This is a genomic window from Yoonia vestfoldensis SKA53, assembly GCF_000152785.1.
Classification (GTDB): Bacteria; Pseudomonadota; Alphaproteobacteria; order Rhodobacterales; family Rhodobacteraceae; genus Yoonia; species Yoonia vestfoldensis_A.
Genome location: NZ_CH672414.1, coordinates 2,301,670 through 2,323,293, shown reverse-complemented (window position 1 = coordinate 2,323,293; position 21,624 = coordinate 2,301,670). Strand labels below are relative to the sequence as shown.

General features: G+C 58.3%; 20 protein-coding genes. 10 read left to right on the top strand and 10 right to left on the bottom strand.

Features of this window, described 5'->3' with window-relative positions:
* The first annotated feature begins 35 nt into the window (after window positions 1-35).
* On the top strand, window positions 36-2,726 hold the full coding sequence (gene secA / locus SKA53_RS11260; protein ID WP_007206271.1) for a preprotein translocase subunit SecA: 2,691 nt from the start codon (window positions 36-38) through the stop codon (window positions 2,724-2,726).
* Between the two features lie 36 nt (window positions 2,727-2,762).
* Here the strand turns inward: secA and radC are convergent, their stop codons facing one another.
* From radC to SKA53_RS15595, 4 genes are all read right to left on the bottom strand, one after another.
* A complete protein-coding gene (gene radC / locus SKA53_RS11255) occupies window positions 2,763-3,500 on the bottom strand; it encodes a RadC family protein (protein WP_040482954.1) in 738 nt (245 codons plus the stop codon).
* 34 nt (window positions 3,501-3,534) lie between these two features.
* Window positions 3,535-4,686, bottom strand: coding sequence for a molecular chaperone DnaJ (gene dnaJ, locus SKA53_RS11250; RefSeq protein ID WP_007206269.1), 1,152 nt, complete (start codon window positions 4,684-4,686; stop codon window positions 3,535-3,537).
* 72 nt (window positions 4,687-4,758) lie between these two features.
* Window positions 4,759-6,663: a molecular chaperone DnaK gene (gene dnaK, locus SKA53_RS11245; protein ID WP_007206267.1), complete on the bottom strand. Its 1,905-nt coding sequence runs from the start codon at window positions 6,661-6,663 to the stop codon at window positions 4,759-4,761.
* Window positions 6,664-6,784: 121 nt separating this feature from the next.
* Window positions 6,785-6,997: a hypothetical protein gene (locus SKA53_RS15595; protein WP_007206266.1), complete on the bottom strand. Its 213-nt coding sequence runs from the start codon at window positions 6,995-6,997 to the stop codon at window positions 6,785-6,787.
* Between the two features lie 16 nt (window positions 6,998-7,013).
* Between SKA53_RS15595 and SKA53_RS11240 the strand changes: the two genes are divergently transcribed.
* A complete protein-coding gene (locus SKA53_RS11240) occupies window positions 7,014-8,609 on the top strand; it encodes a phosphate ABC transporter substrate-binding/OmpA family protein (protein ID WP_007206265.1) in 1,596 nt (531 codons plus the stop codon).
* A 31-nt stretch (window positions 8,610-8,640) separates the two neighbouring features.
* A complete protein-coding gene (locus tag SKA53_RS11235; RefSeq protein WP_007206264.1) occupies window positions 8,641-9,687 on the top strand; it encodes a hypothetical protein in 1,047 nt (348 codons plus the stop codon).
* Between the two features lie 47 nt (window positions 9,688-9,734).
* On the opposite strand, the gene SKA53_RS11230 is transcribed toward SKA53_RS11235, so the two are convergent.
* Window positions 9,735-10,508, bottom strand: a complete 774-nt coding sequence (locus SKA53_RS11230) for an ABC transporter permease (protein WP_007206263.1) — start codon at window positions 10,506-10,508, stop codon at window positions 9,735-9,737.
* A 157-nt stretch (window positions 10,509-10,665) separates the two neighbouring features.
* Between SKA53_RS11230 and cysQ the strand changes: the two genes are divergently transcribed.
* From cysQ to SKA53_RS11195, 7 genes are all read left to right on the top strand, one after another.
* Window positions 10,666-11,463: a 3'(2'),5'-bisphosphate nucleotidase CysQ gene (cysQ, locus tag SKA53_RS11225; RefSeq protein ID WP_007206262.1), complete on the top strand. Its 798-nt coding sequence runs from the start codon at window positions 10,666-10,668 to the stop codon at window positions 11,461-11,463.
* Window positions 11,463-12,263, top strand: a complete 801-nt coding sequence (locus tag SKA53_RS11220) for a 3-deoxy-manno-octulosonate cytidylyltransferase (RefSeq protein ID WP_040483274.1) — start codon at window positions 11,463-11,465, stop codon at window positions 12,261-12,263. Before cysQ ends, SKA53_RS11220 begins: the two co-directional genes overlap by 1 nt.
* 90 nt (window positions 12,264-12,353) lie before the next feature.
* Window positions 12,354-13,247 (top strand): UTP--glucose-1-phosphate uridylyltransferase GalU, encoded by an 894-nt coding sequence (gene galU / locus SKA53_RS11215; protein ID WP_040482952.1) that lies wholly within the window; start codon window positions 12,354-12,356, stop codon window positions 13,245-13,247.
* A 17-nt stretch (window positions 13,248-13,264) separates the two neighbouring features.
* Window positions 13,265-14,299 (top strand): glycosyltransferase family 2 protein, encoded by a 1,035-nt coding sequence (locus tag SKA53_RS11210; protein WP_007206259.1) that lies wholly within the window; start codon window positions 13,265-13,267, stop codon window positions 14,297-14,299.
* 84 nt (window positions 14,300-14,383) lie between these two features.
* Window positions 14,384-15,334 (top strand): glycosyltransferase family 2 protein, encoded by a 951-nt coding sequence (locus SKA53_RS11205; protein WP_007206258.1) that lies wholly within the window; start codon window positions 14,384-14,386, stop codon window positions 15,332-15,334.
* Window positions 15,331-17,025, top strand: coding sequence for a beta-1,6-N-acetylglucosaminyltransferase (locus tag SKA53_RS11200; protein WP_007206257.1), 1,695 nt, complete (start codon window positions 15,331-15,333; stop codon window positions 17,023-17,025). Before SKA53_RS11205 ends, SKA53_RS11200 begins: the two co-directional genes overlap by 4 nt.
* Window positions 17,022-18,446, top strand: a complete 1,425-nt coding sequence (locus tag SKA53_RS11195; RefSeq protein WP_007206256.1) for a hypothetical protein — start codon at window positions 17,022-17,024, stop codon at window positions 18,444-18,446. The genes SKA53_RS11200 and SKA53_RS11195 overlap by 4 nt, the downstream gene beginning before the upstream one ends.
* Here SKA53_RS11195 and SKA53_RS11190 read toward each other — a convergent pair.
* The 5 genes from SKA53_RS11190 to SKA53_RS11170 form a co-directional block, all read right to left on the bottom strand.
* Window positions 18,443-18,907 (bottom strand): PTS sugar transporter subunit IIA, encoded by a 465-nt coding sequence (locus tag SKA53_RS11190; protein ID WP_007206255.1) that lies wholly within the window; start codon window positions 18,905-18,907, stop codon window positions 18,443-18,445. The genes SKA53_RS11195 and SKA53_RS11190 overlap by 4 nt on opposite strands.
* A gap of 27 nt (window positions 18,908-18,934) precedes the next feature.
* Window positions 18,935-19,510, bottom strand: coding sequence for a ribosome hibernation-promoting factor, HPF/YfiA family (hpf, locus tag SKA53_RS11185; protein WP_007206254.1), 576 nt, complete (start codon window positions 19,508-19,510; stop codon window positions 18,935-18,937).
* Between the two features lie 238 nt (window positions 19,511-19,748).
* Window positions 19,749-20,510: an LPS export ABC transporter ATP-binding protein gene (gene lptB / locus SKA53_RS11180; RefSeq protein WP_040482951.1), complete on the bottom strand. Its 762-nt coding sequence runs from the start codon at window positions 20,508-20,510 to the stop codon at window positions 19,749-19,751.
* On the bottom strand, window positions 20,507-20,995 hold the full coding sequence (lptA, locus tag SKA53_RS11175; protein ID WP_242601263.1) for a lipopolysaccharide transport periplasmic protein LptA: 489 nt from the start codon (window positions 20,993-20,995) through the stop codon (window positions 20,507-20,509). The genes lptB and lptA overlap by 4 nt, the downstream gene beginning before the upstream one ends.
* A gap of 28 nt (window positions 20,996-21,023) precedes the next feature.
* Window positions 21,024-21,623, bottom strand: coding sequence for a hypothetical protein (locus SKA53_RS11170; protein WP_007206251.1), 600 nt, complete (start codon window positions 21,621-21,623; stop codon window positions 21,024-21,026).
* Window position 21,624 lies beyond the last annotated feature (1 nt).

Sequence of the window (21,624 nt, the reverse complement as noted above, 5' to 3'; positions counted from 1 at the left end):
TGTTAGACAGGCGCGACAGCGTCGGTGGAGTAAATATGCTGGGTATCGGATCAATTGCCAAAAAAGTGTTTGGTTCTGCCAATGACCGCAAAGTCAAATCCGCCCGGCCTTTGGTGGCGCAGATCAACGCGCTGGAACCACAGTTTCAGGCGCTGAGTGATGATGATCTGAAGGCCAAGACCAATGAATTCCGCGACCGTGCCCTGAAAGGCGAAAGCCTTGACGCGCTGCTGCCCGAAGCATTTGCCAATTGCCGCGAGGCCGCGCGCCGTGCCCTTGGTTTGTGGGCTTTTGACACCCAATTGCTGGGTGGTATCTTTCTGCATCAGGGCAATATCGCGGAAATGAAGACTGGTGAAGGCAAGACCCTTGTCGCGACCTTTCCTGCCTATCTGAACGCGCTCACCGGCAAGGGTGTGCATATCGTGACGGTGAACGACTACCTTGCCCGTCGCGACGCCGAATGGATGAGCAAGGTCTACGGCGCCTTGGGCATGACAACTGGCGTCGTGGTACCCGAACAGGGCGAGGCTGACAAAAAGGCTGCCTATGCCTGTGACGTCACCTATGCCACGAACAACGAATTGGGGTTCGATTACCTGCGCGACAACATGAAATCCGAACTGGACCAGATGTACCAGCGTTACCACAATTTCGCGATCGTGGACGAGGTGGACAGCATCCTGATCGACGAGGCGCGCACACCGCTGATCATTTCCGGCCCGGCGCAGGACCGCAGCGAAATGTATGCCGCAATCAACAAGGTGATCCCCGACATCCTGCCCGAACATTACACCCTGGATGAAAAGGCCCGTCAGGCGACATTCACTGAGGAAGGCAACGATTTCCTTGAAGAAAGGCTGACAGCTCTTGGCCTGCTTCCCGACGGTCAGACGCTTTATGACCCCGAAAGCGCTACGCTGGTCCACCATGTCAGCCAAGCCCTGCGCGCGCATGTCCTGTTCACCCGCGAGAAAGATTATATCGTGCGCGACGATCAGGTCGTGCTGATCGACGAATTCACCGGCCGCATGATGAATGGCCGTCGGCTGTCCGATGGTTTGCATCAGGCGATCGAGGCCAAGGAAGGTGTGGGGATCAAGCCCGAAAACGTGACACTCGCCTCTGTCACGTTTCAGAATTATTTCCGCCTGTATGACAAGCTGGGTGGCATGACCGGCACCGCCGCGACCGAAGCTGACGAATTCCGCGAAATCTATAATCTTGGGGTGGTCGAGGTGCCGACCAACCGCCCTGTCGCGCGGGCCGATGAACATGATCAGGTTTACCGCACCGCCAAGGAAAAATTCGACGGCGTCGTCGCGGAAATCAAGCAAGCCCATGCCAAGGGCCAGCCGATCCTTGTTGGGACCACATCCATTGAAAAGTCCGAGTTTCTGGCCGGGCTGTTGCGCGCTGAAGGGATCACCTTCAATGTGCTGAACGCCCGCCAGCATGAACAAGAGGCGCAGATCGTCGCCGATGCTGGTAAGCTGAACGCTGTGACGATCGCAACCAACATGGCTGGTCGCGGCACTGACATCCAGCTGGGCGGCAACGTGGAAATGCGCGTCCTGCAAGCCTTGGCCACCGACCCGCAAGCTGACCCAGAGGCATTGCGCGCCCGGATCGAGGCCGAAGTCGCCGACGAAAAAGAAAAGGTCAAAGCAGCGGGTGGATTGTTCGTGCTGGCCACCGAACGCCACGAAAGCCGCCGGATCGACAACCAGCTGCGCGGCCGGTCGGGCCGTCAGGGCGACCCGGGGCGGTCCACGTTCTTTTTGTCGCTCGAGGACGACCTGATGCGGATTTTTGGGTCGGAACGGCTTGAAAAGGTGCTGTCCGGTCTGGGCATGAAAGAAGGCGAGGCTATCGTTCACCCTTGGGTCAACAAATCGTTGGAACGCGCGCAGGCCAAGGTCGAGGCGCGCAATTTCGACATCCGAAAACAATTGCTGAAATTCGACGACGTGATGAACGAACAGCGCAAGGTCGTGTTTCACCAGCGCCGCGAGATTATGGAATCTGCTGATCTGGCCGATGTCGTCAAGGATATGCGCGATCAGGTGATCGACGATCTGGTCACGATCCATATGCCGCCGAAATCCTATGCCGATCAATGGGATGCCGAAGGGTTACAGGCTGATGTCGTGGCCCACCTTGGGCTTGACCTGCCGGTCGTCGGTTGGGCCGCCGAAGAAGGTGTGGACGACGATGTCATGCGTGAACGGCTGGAAGAAGCGGCAGACAAATACATGGGCGAAAAGGCCGATGCCTTTGGTGCCGAGACGATGCGCAATGTCGAAAAGCAGATCCTGTTGAAAACCATCGATGAAAAATGGCGCGAACATCTGCTCACGCTGGAACATCTGCGGTCTGTCGTGGGGATGCGTGGCTATGCCCAGCGTGACCCGCTCAACGAATACAAGACCGAAGGATTCCAGCTATTCGAAAAACTGCTGGACAGTCTGCGCACGGATGTGACCAAGAAATTGTCGCAGATCCGGCCCATGTCGAAAGAAGAACAGGAGCGCATGATCGCCCAGTTCCGCCAGCAACAGGCGGCGGCTGCGGCAGCCATGGTAGCGCCTGCAATAGCGGCAGAAGGTGCGCGTGCGGGATTCGATGAAAACGACCCCGCAACCTGGGGCAATCTGGGCCGCAACGATCTATGCCCCTGCGGATCGGGTAAGAAATTCAAGCATTGCCACGGGCGCCTTGCCTAAGGCGTATTATTAACGCGGGATTCACAGGCGCCAATGTCAGAAGAGGCCCTGCGCGCGAAGGCTGATCTCGCAAGACTTTCCGATGATCAGATGGTCATGCACCGTGATGCCCATGGTGCCTGCTGCATCACTGATCTGGCGGGTCATCGTGATATCGGCCTGCGACGGTGTAGGGTCGCCCGACGGGTGGTTGTGGACAAGGATCATCGATGCCGCGTTCAGTTCCAGCGCCCGTTTCACAACCTCGCGCGGATAGACAGGTACATGGTCCAGCGTGCCCTTGGCCTGCTCTTCATCCGCGATCAGGACGTTTTTCGTGTCCAGAAACAAGATACGGAATTGTTCAGTATCGCGATGCGCCATCACCGTGTGGCAATAGGTCAGCAGGGCGTCCCAGCTTGACACGACATGGCGTTGCATCACGCGGGCGCGCGCTAGTCTGTGCGCTGCCGCTTCGACAATTTTCAGTTCCAGCGCAACGGCTGGTCCGGCACCTGGCACTTGGCCGATCTGTGTCACACTTGCCGACAGCACCCTGTTGAAATCGCCAAAATGGTCGATGAGCGCCCGCGCCAGGGGTTTGACATCCTGCCGCGGGATGGCGCGGAATAGAACGAGTTCCAGCAATTCATAATCTGGCACCGCCGCCGGACCGCCCGCCAAGAACCTGTCGCGCAGCCGTTTGCGGTGGTCGCGCATGTAGGACGGCAGCTTTCCCACTGGCAAGATATCAGTTTCAGGAAAAAGGCTCTGGGATTCGGCAAGATGGGTCATACTCCATCTTGCCGGATCGCTTGTTACCGCATGGTTAACTTTTCATTGAATCCCAGAAGGATTTGACACTGGCAAAGAAGCTGGACCCCTGGGGGTTGTTCTCTTCGCTGAGCTTGTCGAATTCACGCAGGATTTCACGCTGCCGCGCCGTCAGCTTCACAGGCGTCTCGACGGTCAGTTCGATCATCATGTCGCCACTCGGGCCACCGCGCAGGGCGGGCATTCCCTTGCCGCGCAGTCGCATTTGGCGGCCGGATTGCGACCCTTCGGGAACTTTCACGCGGCTGCGGCCACCGTCGATCGTTGGCACCTCGATTTCGCCGCCAAGGGCTGCTGTCGCAATCGACACCGGCACGCGGCAATACAGGTTCAACCCCTCGCGTTCGAACAGCGGGTGGCTGTTGACCTCGATAAAGATGTAAAGATCGCCGGCCGGGCCGCCGCGCACGCCAGCCTCGCCTTCGCCGCTCAGGCGGATGCGGGTGCCGGTTTCGACGCCTGCGGGAATGTTGACGGACAGCGATTTTTCTTTTTCGACGCGGCCGGCACCGTGGCAGACCTTACACTTGTCCTTGATGATCTGGCCCATGCCACTGCAGGTCGGACAGGTGCGTTCGACGGTGAAAAAGCCCTGTTGCGCCCTGACCTTGCCCATGCCGTTACAGGTGGGGCAGACTTGCGGTTCTGACCCGCCTTCGGCACCGGTGCCGGTACATGACCCGCAGGACACGGCTGTCGTGACGGTGATCGTTTTTTGCAGACCGGCAAAGGCATCTTCGAGGTTGATGCGCAGGTTATACCGCAGGTCGCTGCCCCGCTGTGCGCCGCTGCGCCGGCCGCCAGCACCGCCACGCCCGCCCATGAAATCACCGAACAGGTCGTCGAAGACGTCCGAAAATGCGCTGGCAAAGTCACCCTGCCCGCCGCCGCGCGGCCCGCCCGCGCTGGACCCCATGCCGTTTTCAAACGCGGCATGGCCATAGCGGTCATAGGCGGCCTTTTTGTTGGCGTCTTTGAGGACTTCGTAAGCTTCGTTTGCTTCTTTGAACTGCGCTTCGGCCTTGGGATTGTCGGCGTTGCGGTCGGGGTGCAATTCCTTGGCCTTTTGTCGATAGGCCTTTTTGATTGCATCGGCATCCGCGCCCTTGGCGATACCCAGCACATCGTAATAGTCGCGTTTTGACATGATCAGTTTCCCCTTTGGGAACAGAAAAAGACCGGCCCGGTGTGGGGCCGGTCCATTTCCTGCGCCGCCTTATTAATTGCGGCGCTTGTCGTCATCCAGATCTTCGAAATCCGCGTCGAGGATATCATCATCGGCACCCGGGCGGTCAGGCTCGGCGTCACCTGATTCTTCTTGGCTGGCCTTGTAGATCGCTTCGCCCAGTTTCATCGCGGCTTCGGTCACGTTCTGAACGCCGGATTTGATCTTGCCTGCGTTGTCGCCTTCCAGATCGTCCTTGAGTGCTGCAATCGCCAGTTCGATCGCTTCGATCGTGGTTGGATCGACCTTGTCGGCATGTTCTTCCATCGATTTTTCGGTCGAGTGGATCAGGCTTTCGGCCTGATTTTTTGCCTCGACCAGTTCGCGGCGAGCCTTGTCGGCCTCGGCATTCGCCTCGGCGTCTTTGACCATTGCTTCGATGTCGTCATCCGACAGACCGCCCGACGCTTGGATGGTGATTTTCTGTTCTTTGCCAGTGCCTTTGTCCTTGGCACCAACCTCGACAATGCCGTTGGCGTCGATGTCGAATGTCACCTCGATCTGGGGCATGCCGCGGGGGGCTGGTGGGATGTTTTCAAGGTTGAACTGGCCCAACATCTTGTTGTCAGCGGCCATCTCACGTTCGCCCTGGAACACCCGCAAGGTCACGGCATTCTGGTTGTCTTCGGCGGTCGAGAAGACCTGCGATTTTTTCGTCGGGATCGTCGTGTTGCGGTCGATCAGGCGGGTGAATACGCCACCCAGCGTTTCGATCCCCAGCGACAATGGTGTGACGTCCAGCAGGACCACATCCTTGACGTCGCCTTGCAGAACACCGGCCTGAATGGCGGCACCCATGGCGACAACCTCGTCAGGGTTGACACCCTGATGCGGTTCTTTGCCAAAGAATTTGGACACTTCTTCCTTGACCTTCGGCATGCGGGTCATGCCGCCGACCAGAACGACCTCGTCGATGTCGGATGTGGACAGGCCCGCATCCTTGATCGCGGCCTGACAAGGTTTCAGCGATGCCTTGATCAGATCGCCAACAAGGCTTTCCAGCTTGGCACGGGTCAGTTTCATGACCATGTGCAGCGGCTGGCCGTTCGACCCCATCGAGATGAATGGCTGGTTGATTTCGGTACTGGAGGACGAAGACAATTCGATCTTGGCCTTTTCGGCAGCTTCCTTCAGACGCTGCAGGGCCATCTTGTCCTTGGTCAGATCGACGGCGTTCTCTTTTTTGAACTCGTCGGCAAGGTAGTTGACGATCCGCATGTCGAAATCTTCACCACCAAGGAACGTATCACCGTTTGTGGATTTGACTTCGAACAGACCGTCGTCGATTTCCAGAATGGTCACGTCGAAAGTACCGCCGCCAAGGTCATAGACCGCGATGGTTTTGCTTTCTTTCTTGTCCAGACCGTAAGCCAGCGCCGCGGCTGTCGGTTCGTTGATGATGCGCAGCACTTCCAGCCCGGCAATTTTACCGGCGTCCTTGGTGGCCTGACGCTGGGCGTCGTTGAAATAGGCAGGCACGGTGATGACGGCTTGCGTCACTTCTTCGCCCAAATAGCTTTCGGCGGTCTCTTTCATCTTGCCCAGAATGAACGCGGAAATCTGGCTGGGCGAATATTTGTCGCCACGCGCCTGCACCCAAGCGTCGCCATTGCCACCATCAACAACGGTGAACGGCATGTTCTTTTTGTCTTTGGCAAGGTCCGCATCGTCAAAGCGACGCCCGATCAGGCGCTTGACGGCGAAAATCGTGTTTTCGGGGTTGGTCACGGCCTGGCGTTTTGCAGGCTGACCGACAAGGCGTTCGTCGTCAGTAAATGCAACGATTGACGGCGTCGTGCGCGCGCCTTCGGCGTTTTCGATCACACGGGGCTTTGACCCGTCCATGATCGCGATACAGGAGTTGGTCGTCCCAAGGTCGATACCAATTACTTTGGCCATTTTTCAAATCCCTTTACGTTTAGGCGGTTTGAGCAGCGCGAACCCATTTCGGCACCCGCGCCAGTTTCAGGCGTCTTACAGCGTCACGCGCTGATCCAACGTTGGCGTGTATATAGGTGTGTCATATGGGGCCTGCAACAGCCGTGGACGCGGCAAAAGCGTAAAAACCGCAGTTTTGGGCCGTCAGCAAGGCATGCAGGCAATGCCTGACACAGGTCTTCGTGCCACTGGCCATCATGCATTGTTTGGAAACAAACAGTTTGTCGCCGCAGAAACGACCGAATTCAGGCTCAATTGAGGCGTTTTCTACGTTCCAATCTTTGCCAGGGTTCATCAAGGAGTACGACCACATGATCAAGCAATCTGTTCTGCGCTGGCCTGCGACGCTTGCGCTTGGTGCCGGGGTCAGTCTTTCGCTGGCGACAATGCTCGCTGCGCAGGATGTCACGCTGAGCAGCCTTGACGGTGAACTGACATTGCGCGGCGAGTTGTTGTCTTATGATGGTTCGGTCTACGTCCTGGGGACGGTGTTTGGCGCGTTGGAAGTGGACGCATTTTTGGTCAGCTGCGTAGGTGACGCCTGCCCCGACATCGACACGACTGCCGAAAGCTTTACGATTGCGGGTGCGGCGGGGCTGATCGACGGGGTCTTTGGCGATGTGATCACCGCATTTAGTGCCGAAGTGGGTGGTGCTGCGACTGTGACCGACCAATCCGGCGACACCACGGTGATCAGCCTGCTGGACGAAGCCGACAGGGAAACCGCGACCATCACGCTGGCCTCTGTCGGATCGACGCAGGCGATCGCTGATGTGATCGCCGACACCGCCGCTTTGGCCGTATCGACTCGTGCCGTTTCCAACAACGAGGTGAATGCCTTTGCTGACGCCCGAAAGGGCGACCCGACATCAGACGCGCAGCAGACCATTTTCGCGCTGGATGCGCTGGTGGCGATCACGTCGCTGTCGAACCCTGTCCGCGCCATTTCTGAATCCGACCTTGCCCGCATATTTGCCGGCGAAGTCACCAATTGGGCCGATGTGGGTGGGCCATCCGCCCAGATCAACGTCTATGGCCGCAGCAATGACAGCGGCACGGCGGTCGTGTTCAACGAACTGGTGATGGAACCCGCTGGTCTGCGCATGGCTGACACCATCCTGCGCACTGAAACCGATGCGGCGCTGGCCGAGGCTGTTGCATCCGACCCGTTGGGGATCGGCGTGACTAGCCTTGCCGATGCGGGCGATACCAAGATACTGGCGGTGCGCGGTGTCTGCGGTATTCAGGTGCAGGCGACCCCCTTCACGATCAAGACCGAAGAATACCCGCTAAGCCGCCGTCTTTATGCCTATGCCGGCGATGAAACGGCCCCTGCGCAATTGACCCGTTTGATGCAGTTTCTTGAAACGCCTGCGGCACAGGCCGTGGTCCGCGATGCGGGCTATGTCGATCTGGGCATCTCTTTCCAGTCCAACACCGAACAGGGGTTACGGTATCTTGCCTCGATCCTCACAGACGACGTCGAGGTCACCCTGCGACAGCTGCGTGACATGACCCAGTTGCTGACCGCCGCTGACCGGTCGTCGATCACCTTCCGCTTTGCGTTGGGGTCGTCGCGGCTTGATGCACGCGCGCAGGATGACATCCTGCGTCTTGCGAACCTGATTGCGACCAGCGACATCAGCAACAAGGAATTGTTGTTGATCGGTTACACCGATGCCATCGGTGATGGCGCATCCAACCTTGCGCTTAGCCAGCAGCGTGCCGAAGAAGTCCGTCAGGCGCTGTTCGCCGTCGCCCCGTCGCTTGCGTCGGATGATTTGCCTGTGCGTGCGCTGGGCTTTGGGGAAATCTCTCCGCTTAGCTGCAATGAAACAGCCAATGGTCGCCGCATCAATCGCCGCGTCGAAGTCTGGTTGCGCGATGTTGTCACCGAATCCCGCTGAACCCGGTCAGACATATTTCAGGAGCTTGAGGATGACAAAGAACTTGATCGCGGCTGGCGCCATCTTGGTTGCAACGATGCATCCTGTGGCCGCACAACAAACCGCCTTTTCGGATGCTGTGAATGTGTGGCTGTCCGGTGACGACACGAATGGTTTGCCTGCTCTTGCCGTTGATGCCCGCAACGGTGACACAACGGCCCAGTTGATTCTTGGCCAGGTGGACCGTGACACGATCCCCGCTGGATATTCCGATTTTCTGCTTGGTCTGACCCGTGAAGAAAGGGCCGCGCTGTTGCGGTTTGCCGACGATGATGGCGCGACTGTAAACTGGCTGTTGACGCTGCAAGGCACCGACAACGCAGCTTTGGGCGATGCGTTGTTCTGGTACGAAGCGAACCTTGACCCGATCGATTCCGCTGCCAATTTGCAGGCGGTGGATGAAAAGTCCACGGCGGAATGGGTCCTGTGGCGGACCTTGAACAACGGCTATTTCGACCGGATCCAGTCGCTTCCGGCGGAAAATCCGGAACTGGCGCAGGTCGGTTTCATGACATGGCTGACCGACTACTTTGCCAGCGAAAACCGCACGATCAGTATGAACCGCTTTCTTGACGACGAAAGGCCAGCAAAGGTGCCGGGGCTTTTGGCGCTGAAACGGCTGGAACGCGTGCTGGGGCTGAGCGGCAACTTTTCCGTCGGTTTGAACGAATTGATCGAGGTGATCCGCGGGCGCGGCAACAGATTGCCCGTGACTGCCGACCTTGTAACGCTGGAGGCAAGCCTGACACGGCTGGGTGAGGTCGATCCGCGTGTCGGTGTCGTCAACCGGCTGTGCGATATCTGTCCCGATACGGTCGCCGATTACCAATGTCGGATCGAAACCTTCGAGATTATCGGCGGTTATGAAACGCTGTTGGCTGTCAGAAGCCCGGCCGAAGCTGCCGTGCCTGCGGACGTTTATCTTGCGTCGGATCGCGCCGTGACATCATTGACCAATCTGGTCCGTGGGCGCGCCCCCGCCGATCTGACACGGGTGCGGTCAAGCTGCCTGCAATCGTTGATCGTGGCTGATCAGTAAGCATGGTAAACGACATACGCCGGTGTCGGCGCATGTCGGTCCACATTCTAGCGTGCGGCGTACCAGCTGACCGACACGTTCCTGCGTGTGTAGAATTCACCCATCAACCCGATCATGATCAGCGCCAATGACACATAGATCGGATAGCTGACTGATGTGACACGCGGCGTATAATGCAGGAAAACATGGCCGCGCGACTGGTCGATGATATGAAACAGCGGGTTCCAGTCGAACAGCGCCACCGTCATTGCCGGCAGCGTGTTGACCACGAACATCTTGCCAGAGGCGATCATGTTCATCCGGATGTAAAGCGCACGCACCAGTCCCGCAAAATCGGGAATCCACGGATTGAGCGCCAGAAACACCATGCCAACTGCGATCCCGAAAAACCACGCCAGTAGCAGCATGCCCAACGCACCGACCGGATCATGGATCGTGATCGGCGTAATTACGATATGATAGAATGACAAAATGACCGTGATCGCAAAAACCTGCTGATACAGGGTAGATACCGCCGCTGCGACAATCGAAATCACAGTGTTCATCGGGGCGTGCAGCATCATCGCACCCAGCGGATTGCCCCCGCCTGCAACGGCCGCCACGGTCTTGGTATGTGTCATGTAAAGAAAAATTCCGGACATGAGGAACAACAAGAAATCGCCCCGGATCTGTGCGGTGCGCACCCCCAGAAGCGTGAACATCAGCAAGAAGACCCCTACCATCACAAGGCTTTGCAGCGTGGTTAGCGCCAGACCAATCACAGCGCTGCGGTGACCGGACCGCAGGTTGCGGACGGTCGAATGATACGTCACCACTGCCATAGAAAAAATAGTGCGGGTACGCGTTTTTATCGTGGGGGCGCGAAACATGCGAAACCTTTACCGAAACCATCGAATGCTTGTCCCATGACAAGCTTGCTGATTGCTTAAGCGCAAACCATAAGACAGTGATAATGCCACTTCAACACAAGGCCAAGCCATGGATTATGAACTCCTGACCAGCGTGATGCGCCGCGCGGCGCTCGAAGCGGGCGATGCGATCATGCAGGTCTATGCCGCCGCCGATTTTGACGTGCGCGCCAAAAGCGATGACAGCCCCGTCACCGCCGCCGATCTGGCCGCCGATGCGGTGATCAGCGCTGCCTTGCGCGCGGCCTTTCCCGATGTCGCCTTGGTAACCGAGGAACAGGCCGCATCCCACATGGTGCAGGCGACCACATTCTTTATCGTGGACCCGTTGGACGGCACCAAGGAATTCGTGCAGCGCCGTGGCGATTTCACCGTCAACATTGCGTATGTCGTGGATGGCATGCCCATGCGCGGCATCGTCTATGCTCCGGCGCGCGACCGGTTGTTCTATACCGATGCCACCGGCCAGTCGGTCGAGGAAACAGCACCCTTTGCAAAAGACGCGGTGGGGAACCTGCGCGCCATATTGGTGTCTGAACCGGATAATGCGGCGCTGATGGTCGTCGCGTCGAAATCGCACCGCGACCAGGCGACGGATGATTATATCGCGAAATATCGGGTCCGCGACATGACCAGCGCGGGATCGTCTTTGAAATTCTGCCTTGTTGCGACTGGCGAGGCTGATCTGTACCCCCGCCTTGGCCGGACGATGGAATGGGACACCGCCGCAGGCCATGCGGTGTTGGCAGGGGCGGGCGGTCTGGTGGTGCGCTTTGACGACCATCAGCCGTTAACCTATGGGAAACCAGGGTTTGATAATCCCTTCTTTATCGCCGCTGCCCCTGGCGTGGTTTTGGAATCCGCATGATGCCTGTCCTGATCGTCATTCCCGCGCGCTATGCGTCGACCCGTTATCCGGGCAAACCGCTGGTTTCGTTGACGGGTGCCACGGGTGTCGCAAAAAGCTTGATCCGTCGGTCATGGGATGCTGCTATGGCCGTCGATGGCGTGGATGACGTTGTTGTAGCCACCGATGACGGGCGGATCGCCGATGCCGCGCGCGGGTTCGGGGCAAAGGTCGTGATGACCTCCACCACCTGCGCCAATGGCACCGAACGTTGTGCCGAGGCGGTGGATTCCCTTGGCGGTGATTATGACATCGTCGTCAATCTGCAAGGCGACGCGCCGCTGACACCCGCATGGTTCATCAGCGATCTGGTCGCCGGGCTGCGCGCGCATCCGCAGGCTGATGTGGCCACACCCGTTCTGCGCACCGAAGGGCAAATGCTGAACGCGCTGTTGCAGGACCGCCGCGAAGGGCGGGTAGGCGGCACGACAGCCGTGTTTGGGGCCGATCATAACGCGCTTTATTTCTCGAAAGAGGTGATCCCGTTTACCGGTCGCAGCTATGGGCCAGCTGACCCGACGCCGGTGTTTCACCATGTAGGCGTCTATGCCTATCGCCCGGCGGCACTGCGCGCCTATGCCCGCTGGCAACAAGGGCCGCTGGAACAGCTCGAAGGGCTGGAACAACTGCGTTTTCTGGAACGCGGGGTGCCGATGCTTTGTGTTGAAGTCGCGGCCAAAGGGCGCGAATTCTGGGAACTTAATAACCCTGAGGATGTTCTGAAAATAGAAACAATGTTGCAGCAAATGGGCCAGCCCTAGCCGTCAGGCACGCTATTGTTGCATTTCTGACATATTATAGCCCTGATATCGGGCGACAGGGTCCGCTATTGGATCAGCAAAGGCATTCAGATGAAACGTAAGATCACCAAGGCCATTTTCCCTGTTGCGGGGCTAGGTACACGTTTCTTGCCTGCTACTAAATCTGTTCCCAAGGAAATCATGACTTTGGTGGATCGACCCCTGATCCAATATGCCATTGACGAAGCGCGCGCTGCGGGGATCGAGGATTTCATTTTTGTCACGTCACGCGGGAAATCCGCGCTAGAGGATTATTTCGATCACGCCCCTGATCTTGAAAACTCCTTGCGTGATGGTGGCAAGACCGAGCTTTTGCGGATCTTGCGCAACACCTACATGGACAGTGGCGCTATCGCTTACATCCGCCAGCACAAACCGCTGGGGCTGGGCCATGCCGTGTCTTGCGCCAGCAAGCTGATCGGGAATGAACCTTTCGCCGTGATCTTGCCCGATGACGTGATCGCCGCCGAAAAGCCCTGCCTGCAACAGATGGTCGAGGCTTATCAGGAAACAGGCGGGTCGATGGTCGCCACGATGGAGGTATCGGCGGCAAAAACATCATCTTACGGTATGCTCGATATCGCCGGTCAGTCCGGCCAGATCGTGCAGGTCAAGGGTCTGGTAGAAAAGCCCGCGGCGGGGGATGCGCCGTCCAACCTTGCGGTGATCGGGCGCTATATTCTGGCCCCCGAGGTGATGCAAAGCCTCGAACAGGTGGATCGCGGCGCTGGTGGAGAAATCCAGCTGACAGATGCGATCGCGCAGGAAATCAGCGCGGGTCGCGATGTGTTTGGTTATCGGTTTGACGGGCAACGCTTTGATTGCGGGTCCAAGGCAGGTTTCTTGCAGGCCACGGTCGCGTTTGCGCTGGCGCGCGATGACCTTCGGGATGAGCTGGCTGCCTTTTTGGCAGAGATACCGTTCACCCGCAACGCTGCGCAATAGGCCGCAGGTTTTCCTGAATGCCGGCTGGCGACCTGTGGATGGCCTATCGGATGCGCTGGAAACGGCGCCGCTTTCTGTTTCGTATCTGGCGTAAGCGGCGCCAGATCACGCCGGTGCAAGACCGAACGGTTCTGATCAAGCCGGATATGATCTTGTGTTTTGTGACCCTGCGCAATGAAATGGCGCGTTTGCCGCACTTTCTGCAACACTACCGAAAGCTGGGTATCAGTCATTTCCTGATCGTCGATAACGGCAGCGATGATGGCACTGCCGCCTATCTTGCGGCACAAAAAGATGTATCGCTCTGGTCGACGCAGCACAGTTACCGGCTTGCGCGGTTCGGGATGGACTGGCTGGGCTGGCTGCAATGGCAACACGGCCACCGGCATTGGTGCCTGACGGTTGATGCCGATGAATTGCTAACCTTTCCTTACGCAGACAGCCGCGATCTGGGCGATCTGACCCGCCATCTGGATGCGCGCGGGATCATGTCCTTTGGTGCGATCATGTTGGACATGTATCCCAAAGGCCCCATCGCCGAGGTGCGGCATGACCCGACGAAGGACCCTTTGGACGCGCTGGCATGGTTTGATGCCGCCAACTACCGCGAAAAAATTCACCCCGTTTATCAGAACCTGTGGATACAGGGCGGCGTGCGTGACCGCGTGTTTTTCACGGCAAGGCCGGAACGCGCCCCCACGCTGAGCAAGGTGCCGCTGGTGCGGTGGCATTGGCGGCATGTCTATGTCAGTTCGACCCATCAGATGCTGCCGCGCCGGTTGAACCATGTGTTCGACCGCGCGGATGACCGACGGGTCACGGGCGTCTTGCTGCACACCAAGTTCCTGCCCGACATCATGTCCAAATCGCAAGAGGAACTGACCCGCCGTCAGCATTTTGAGAATAGCAGCCTTTATGCTGACTATCATCAGCAGCTTGCCCAGGGACCCGACCTGTGGTGCCTGCAATCGCAGCGCTATACCGGATGGGCGCAGCTGGCGGCGCTGGGCCTGATGTCGCAAGGTGACTGGGACCAAGATGACGCCATTTGAACAGCAAACAAAGGCCGTATCCGCTTGGGGTTTCTGACATCATACCGGCTGCGCTGGTACCGCCAGCACTGGAGGCTGCGGGCCATGCTCAAGGCGCGCGACCTGACGGCCGTGCAGGATCGTACCGGCACGATCAGGCCCGACGACGTGCTGCTGTTCTGCACCTTCCGTAACGAAGACCAGCGGCTGCCCTATTTCGTGCAATATTACCGCGATCTGGGCATCGACCATTTCCTGATGGTTGATAATGACAGTGATGATGGTGGCCGCGATTTTTTGGCCGACCAGCCTGATGTTTCACTGTGGCAGGCCAAGGCGGGCTATGGCGCGTCGCGCCACGGGATCGACTGGCTCACCTATCTGCAGGGGAAATATGCGTCTGATCATTGGGCGCTGACGGTCGATGTGGACGAATTTTTCGTCTATCCGTTCTGCGACAGCCGCCCGATCCGCGCGCTGGCCGACTGGCTCGATGCGTCAGAGGTCCGGTCATTCGGGGCGCTGTTGCTGGATATGTACCCCAAGGGTCCGGTCAGCGCCGAACCTTACCGGCGCGGCGACGACCCGTTCAAGATTGCCTGTTGGTTCGATGCCGGCAATTACGTCATGTCCCGCAACACCATGCTGCGCAACCTGTGGATACAGGGTGGCCCGCGCGCACGCATGTTTTTCGCGGATAAACCGCGACAGGCCCCTGCGCTGAACAAGATCCCCTTTGTAAAATGGCAGCGCCCCTATGCCTATGTCAGCTCGACCCATATGATGCTGCCGCGCGGGCTGAACCTTGTCTATGACCAGCATGGCGGTGAAAAGACGTCGGGTGTCCTGCTGCATGCGAAATTCATCGACACATTCAGCACTCGCGCCGTCGAAGAGGCCGTGCGCGCCGAACATTATGCCAGCGGGCGCGAATACAAATCCTATGACTCGCGTCAGGGTGCCGACCCCGATTTCTGGTGCGAATGGAGCGAGCGTTACATCAACTGGCGCCAGCTGGAAGGTCTGGGGCTGATGTCCAAGGGGAACTGGGCATGACGCTGGGTATTGTCATGCTGGTGCACACCGCCTTTGACCGCGCCGAACAGATGATCCGGCATTGGGCGGATGCCGGCTGTCCGGTGGTGGTGCATGTGGACAGGCACGTGGCGCAGGAAACCCATGATGCCTTTGTCACTGCTGTCGCCGATCTGGCCGATGTCAGCTTTAGCCGCCGGTACCGCGGCGAATGGGGGATGTGGGGGCTGATCGCCGCATCGCAGGCCGCATCGCGGCAGTTGCTGGACCGATATCCGCAGATCCAGCATGTCTATCTGGCCTCGGGGGCCTGCCTGCCGCTGCGTCCGGTGAACGAATTGAAAACATATCTTGCTGCAAGGCCGGACACCGATTTTATCGAAAGCGTCACGACCGGTGATGTACAATGGACAGTGGGGGGGTTGGACCGTGAAAGGTTCACCCTGCGGTTTCCGTTTTCATGGAAACGTCAGCGCCGCCTGTTCGACGGCTATGTGCGATTGCAGCGGCTGCTGCGTGTGCGGCGACGGATTCCGCCTGGGATCACGCCGCATCTGGGGTCGCAATGGTGGTGCCTGACGCGCCAGACGCTGACCGCGATCCTGAATGATCCGCGCCGCGCCGCATTTGATACCTATTTTCGGCAGGTCTGGATTCCGGACGAATGCTATTACCAAACTCTTGCCCGCCTGCATACGCGCCGCCTCGAAAGCCGGTCGCTGACCTTGGCCAAGTTCGATTTTCAGGGCAAGCCGCATATATTTTACGACGATCATGCCGAACTTTTGGCGCGGTCGGGTTGTTTTGTCGCGCGCAAGATCTGGCCGCAGGCCGACGCGCTGTTTCACAGGTTTCCGTCAGGGTCGCAGGCTGATCTTGAACCGCACACGGGGACGATCGACCGCATTTTCGCGCAGGCCGTTGACCGGCGCACCAGCGGGCGGCGCGGGCTTTACATGCAAAGCCGGTTTCCATTCATGGAGCGTGAAAACGGGTTCACTGCTGCGCCGTACACGGTCTTGCAGGGCTTTGATGCCATTATTCCCGACCTGACCAGTTGGGTGACGGCGCAAACGGGGGTTGTCGCACATGGCCATCTGTTCGCCACCGACAAGGCGCATTTCGCGGGTGGCGCTGCGGTCTATCGCGGTGGTCTGTCTGACAATGCCCATCTGCGCGATTATAACCCAAAGATGTTTCTGACGAACCTGGTCTGGAATGGCCGCGACCGGCATCAATGCTTTCAGTTTGGACCTGCCGATAACCAAGCGATCAAATGGATGCTGGCGCGGGATGCCCACGCCAGCGTCTGGGTCGTCACCGGTGGTTGGGCGGTGTCGCTGTTCTGTTCAGGCAAGCCCGCAAGCGCCGTGCGGTCAGAGGCCGCGCGCCTGCAACAGGTCGAAAGCCGCTTTATCAGCGCCCTGCAGTCGCCCGATGCGCGGTCGCGGCGGCATATCATGACGCTGGCGGAATTCCTTGGATCGCCTGTCGATGTGCTGCAGGCCATCGTCGACGACATGGCGGGACACCGCGCCACGGCGCTTGCGCAAGCGCCGGTGATGGTCAATCTGGATGGTTTCGCCGTGTTTCTGCAGGACCTCAAGAACCAGGGGATGCATCCATATCTTGCCGGCGATTTCGCCCCTGTTGGCAAGGTGAAATCCCTGCAATCACAGCCGCGCAAAGCCTATGTGATGGGCAAGAAATGACACATTTCGATTATTTTATCATTCTGGCGGATATGCGAACCGGGTCGAATTTCCTTGAATCGAACCTTAACGCCGTTGATGGCCTGTCCTGTCTGGGCGAGGCGTTTAATCCCAGTTTCATCGGTTATCCGATGCAAGAGGCGTTGTTCGGCATCTCGCTGGACCAGCGCGAAGCCGATCCGCAGGGGTTGCTGGATGCGATCAAGGCAGCGGATGGGCTGTGCGGTTTTCGGTTCTTTCACAACCACGACCCCCGCGTGCTGGACATTTGCCTTGCCGATCCGCGCTGCGCCAAGATTGTTCTGACGCGCAATCCGCTGGATACCTATGTCAGCCTCAAGATCGCGCAGGCGACGGGCCAGTGGAAACTGACCAATGCGACCCACGCAAAAACCCAGCGGATCAGATTTGACGCTGATGAATTCACGGGCCATCTGCGCGCGATACAGGATTTCCAGACGATCCTGCTGCACCGGCTTCAGACTACGGGGCAGACCGCGTTTTTTATCGGTTACGATGATTTGCAGGATATCGCAGTTTTGAACGGGCTTGCCGCATTTTTGGGCCTGCCCGCGCGTTTGACCAACCTTGATCGCAAGCTCAAGAAACAAAACCCAGCGCCCTTTGCCGATAAGGTCAGCAACTTGGCCGAAATGGAAAGCGCGCTGCGCGCCATCGACCCGTTTGACCTGAGCCGGACGCCGAATTTTGAACCGCGCAAGGGGCCTGCGATCCCGACCTATATGGCGGCGGCGCGGACCGGTCTGATCTATATGCCGTTGCGATCAGGGCCGCAGGATACGGTTGCCGACTGGTTTGTTGCGCTGGACGATGCGCCGCCTATCACGGATTTTTCGCAAAAATCACTGCGCCAATGGCAGAATGAACATGCCCTGTTTCGGCGATTCACCGTGCTGCGCCATCCGGTTGCACGCGCCCATGTAGCGTTCTGCGATCATATCCTGACCACCGGTGACGGGCATTATCCACATCTGCGCGCCACCTTGCGCAAGGTCCACAAGCTGCCGATTCCCGAAGGTGGGCCCGATCTTGACCATCCGAGTGATTATGATCCGGCGGCGCACCGGGCCGGTTTTCTGGCGTTTCTGGAATTCCTGTGCAGCAATCTCGCGGGTCAGACCAGCGTCAGGGTCGATGCGGCTTGGGCCAGCCAGTTGACCCTATTGCAGGGGATGGCGCAGGTCGCGCTGCCAGATGTGATCTTGCACGAGGATGATATACCACGCGCCCTGCCGCTGCTGGCAGCGCAGGTCGGTAGGCTGGACGCGCCTTTGCCACGGCTGGTGGCGCACCGGCATGTGCATTGGCTGGAGGCAGTCTATGATCCGGTCATCGAGGCAACCGCCCGCACCGCCTATGCGCGCGATTACGAAACTTTCGGGTTTACCAATTGGCGCTAGGCGGCCTGGCTGGACCCGACCGATGTCAGGATAGTGAACAAAGTCACCGGATCACTGTTGGCGCGCAGCTTGGCGCAGATTGATGCGTCGCGAAAGGTGCGCGACACCAGCGCTAGCGCCTTGAGATGGTCAACGCCCGCATTTTCCGGTGCGATCAGCGCAAAGACCAGATCGACAGGCTGGCGATCTACAGCGTCAAAGTACAGAGGCTTTTCAAGGCGCAGAAAAATACCTTTGACATCGTCCACGCCTGCAAGCCGCGCATGCGGCAGGGCCACGCCATGGCCGACACCCGTAGGACCAAGGTTTTCACGTTCGATCAATGCATCGATCACGGCGGATGGTTTCAACCCGTAACAGGTTTCCGCCATCTCGCCGATATCGTGAAAAAGCCGCTTCTTGCTGGTGCAGGATGCAATCGATTTGACGGCGTTCGATAGCAATATCTTGCTCAGTTGCATGATGCGTCTTTCTTGTTCTGCCTTGGATCAACCGGCAGCGCGCGGGTCGATCCATCCGATGTTGCCATCGTCTCTTCGATAAACGACATTCACGCCGCTATGTTTTTCGTTCCTGAAAACCAGGACTGGCGCATTCGCGATTTCCATCTGCATCACGGCCTCGCCCACGGACAGCGACGGAATCTTGGTTTCCATTTCGGCGATGATCATCGCGTTGACGGTATCGTTGCCGGCTTCTTCGGACTCGTCACTTGGAGCGAGGATATAGGACCCGGCATCGGAAAGTTCAACCGGCGTTGAACGGCCGGCATGGTGGTCCTTCAGGCGGCGCTTGTAGCGGCGCAATTGCTTGTCCATTTTCTCGGCGTTACTGTCGAAGGCGGCGTAGATTTCATTCGCCTTTCCGGTTGCTTGCGCGGTCAGTCCGGTTGACAGATGCACGACCGCTTCGCAGACATATTCATGGCCAGACTTGGAAAAGACGACATAGGCTTCGGTGGGCCGTCCGGCGTATTTGCTCAGGATGGCGTCCATTTCCGTGCGGACATGCGTTTGCAGGGCTTCACCAATATCGATTTGTTTTCCGCTGATTTGATACCGCATCTTTTCTCCTAGGGTCTGGGGGTCAGGTGCCGGCCCGTGGTGTTGCCACGGGTGCATTGACCGCTTCGCGCAATGTCAGTGATTGATGTTAAGCTATTGTGTAAAAACAATTGTTTCCAGCAGGCTGACCGCTGTGTCAGCATGTCTGCGGGGCATGAACAATGGCCTGTCATCCCCTATATTTGGCGGCAAAACCGAACGTCTTGTCAATGATCCTGTCGCCGGGTGACCAAAAGAATCAGTTCACCCGAAAGTTGTTGCCCAGATAGACGCGGCGCACGTTTTCATCTTGCACCACGTCTTGGGTTGTCCCGCTCATCAACACCTTGCCATCATGCAAGATATAGGCGCGGTCCACGATCTGCAGTGTTTCTTGCACATTGTGATCGGTGATCAGCACGCCGATCCCTCTGTTTTTCAGATCAGCGACAAGATGCCGGATCTCGGCCACGGCGATCGGATCGACCCCTGCAAAAGGTTCGTCAAGCAGCACATATTTCGGGCCTGCCGCCAGGCAACGCGCAATTTCCACACGCCGCCGTTCACCCCCCGACAGCGCCATGGCGGATGCGCGACGCAGATGTTCGATCGAAAATTCCGACAGCAGCGTCTCAAGCCGTTCACGCCGCTGGTGCCTGTCCTTGACCGCAATTTCGAGGATGGACATGATATTGTCTTCGACCGACATCCCGCGAAAAATAGACATTTCCTGTGGTAGATAACCGATGCCAAGCTGCGCGCGCCGGTACATCGGCAAGGTCGTTACATCGCGCCCGTCGATGATGACCTTCCCGCCTTCGGGTGCGACTAGCCCTGCGATGGCGTAAAAACAGGTAGTTTTGCCCGACCCGTTTGGCCCCAGCAGCGCCACAACCTCGCCCCGGCCCAGCGTGATAGATACGTCGCGGATCACTGGGCGTTTACGATAGCTTTTGCGCAGGCTGATCACCTGCAAGCCGACATCGCCTGTCTTAACGGTCAAGTTGGGGGGTGGAGTCATTCGTTCGTGCTCTGTTGCAGCATGGTGCGCACGCGGCCCTGCATTGTCGCGGTGCCATCAGTCACGTTCACAATCATACTTTGCGCAGAGATGACGTTGCCGCCTTGGGTCACCAACACATCACCCGTCAGCGTCAGCAGGCCGGTCGTGATGTCGTAATCCGCAGTGTCAGCCTCGGCAGCGTCCTGCGTGTTTGCCAGCAGTGCGCCGCCAGATGCGATCAGGCGCGCGATTTCAGCGGTGTCGTTCCCATAGACGACTTCAACTCTTTGTGCCGACAGGCGCAGGTCGCCCTGGATGACCAAGACGTCACCTTCGAACACGGCAATACCTGTGTCTTGATCAACTGACAAAGCGTCTGATGTCACCTCGATCGCGGCGCTGGGGTCCACAACCAAAGCGCCCAGATTGATCTGCGTTTGTGCGCTGGCAGTGCTGAATGCCAACGCCAGCAGCATCAAGCAAAAGGCGAGAAATCGAAACACGATACAAATATCCTTTGCTGCGGGCAGCCTATCCCTGCGGGGTGTATATCAGCCGGACCCCGTCGGTGAATAGCATCTGGTGACCAGTATTGCTGGTATCGAACTGGAATGTCACCTGCCCTGCGGTCAGATTTCCCATTGGTGCGCGGATTTCCAGTGATCCGTCCGATATGGCTGTCCCTGTGTCCAGCGTTACAGTCAGGCCACCGGTTTCCATCGTATAGCCGGTCGAGGTTTGCAGCCGCACAAGACCCGAAAACCGCGCTATGCGCGCGCGCCCGTCAATTTCACCGGTCACACCTGTCACATACAGCGTGCTGCCCCCGGGGTTGTCCATCTGCATCCTCAGAGTATCGATCGTGGCGGTGTCAGGTCGGTCCGGCAGCGGCCGTGCACTGCGTGCAGAAATCACCACGACCGCGCCGGTATCTGTGAGGCCGGAAAATTCGGGTGCGGACAATTTTTCGTCACGAGCGAGGTCGATGACCTGCGCCAGCGGGATCTTGGTGCCGTCGTTCGGCCCGCGTGCAAACAAAAACAGCATCGACAGCAAAGCCAGCCCGCAAAGCGGTAGCAGGATCTTGGCCCAGCCGACCCATTGCGAATACAGATTGTCGCCGCCAACCATG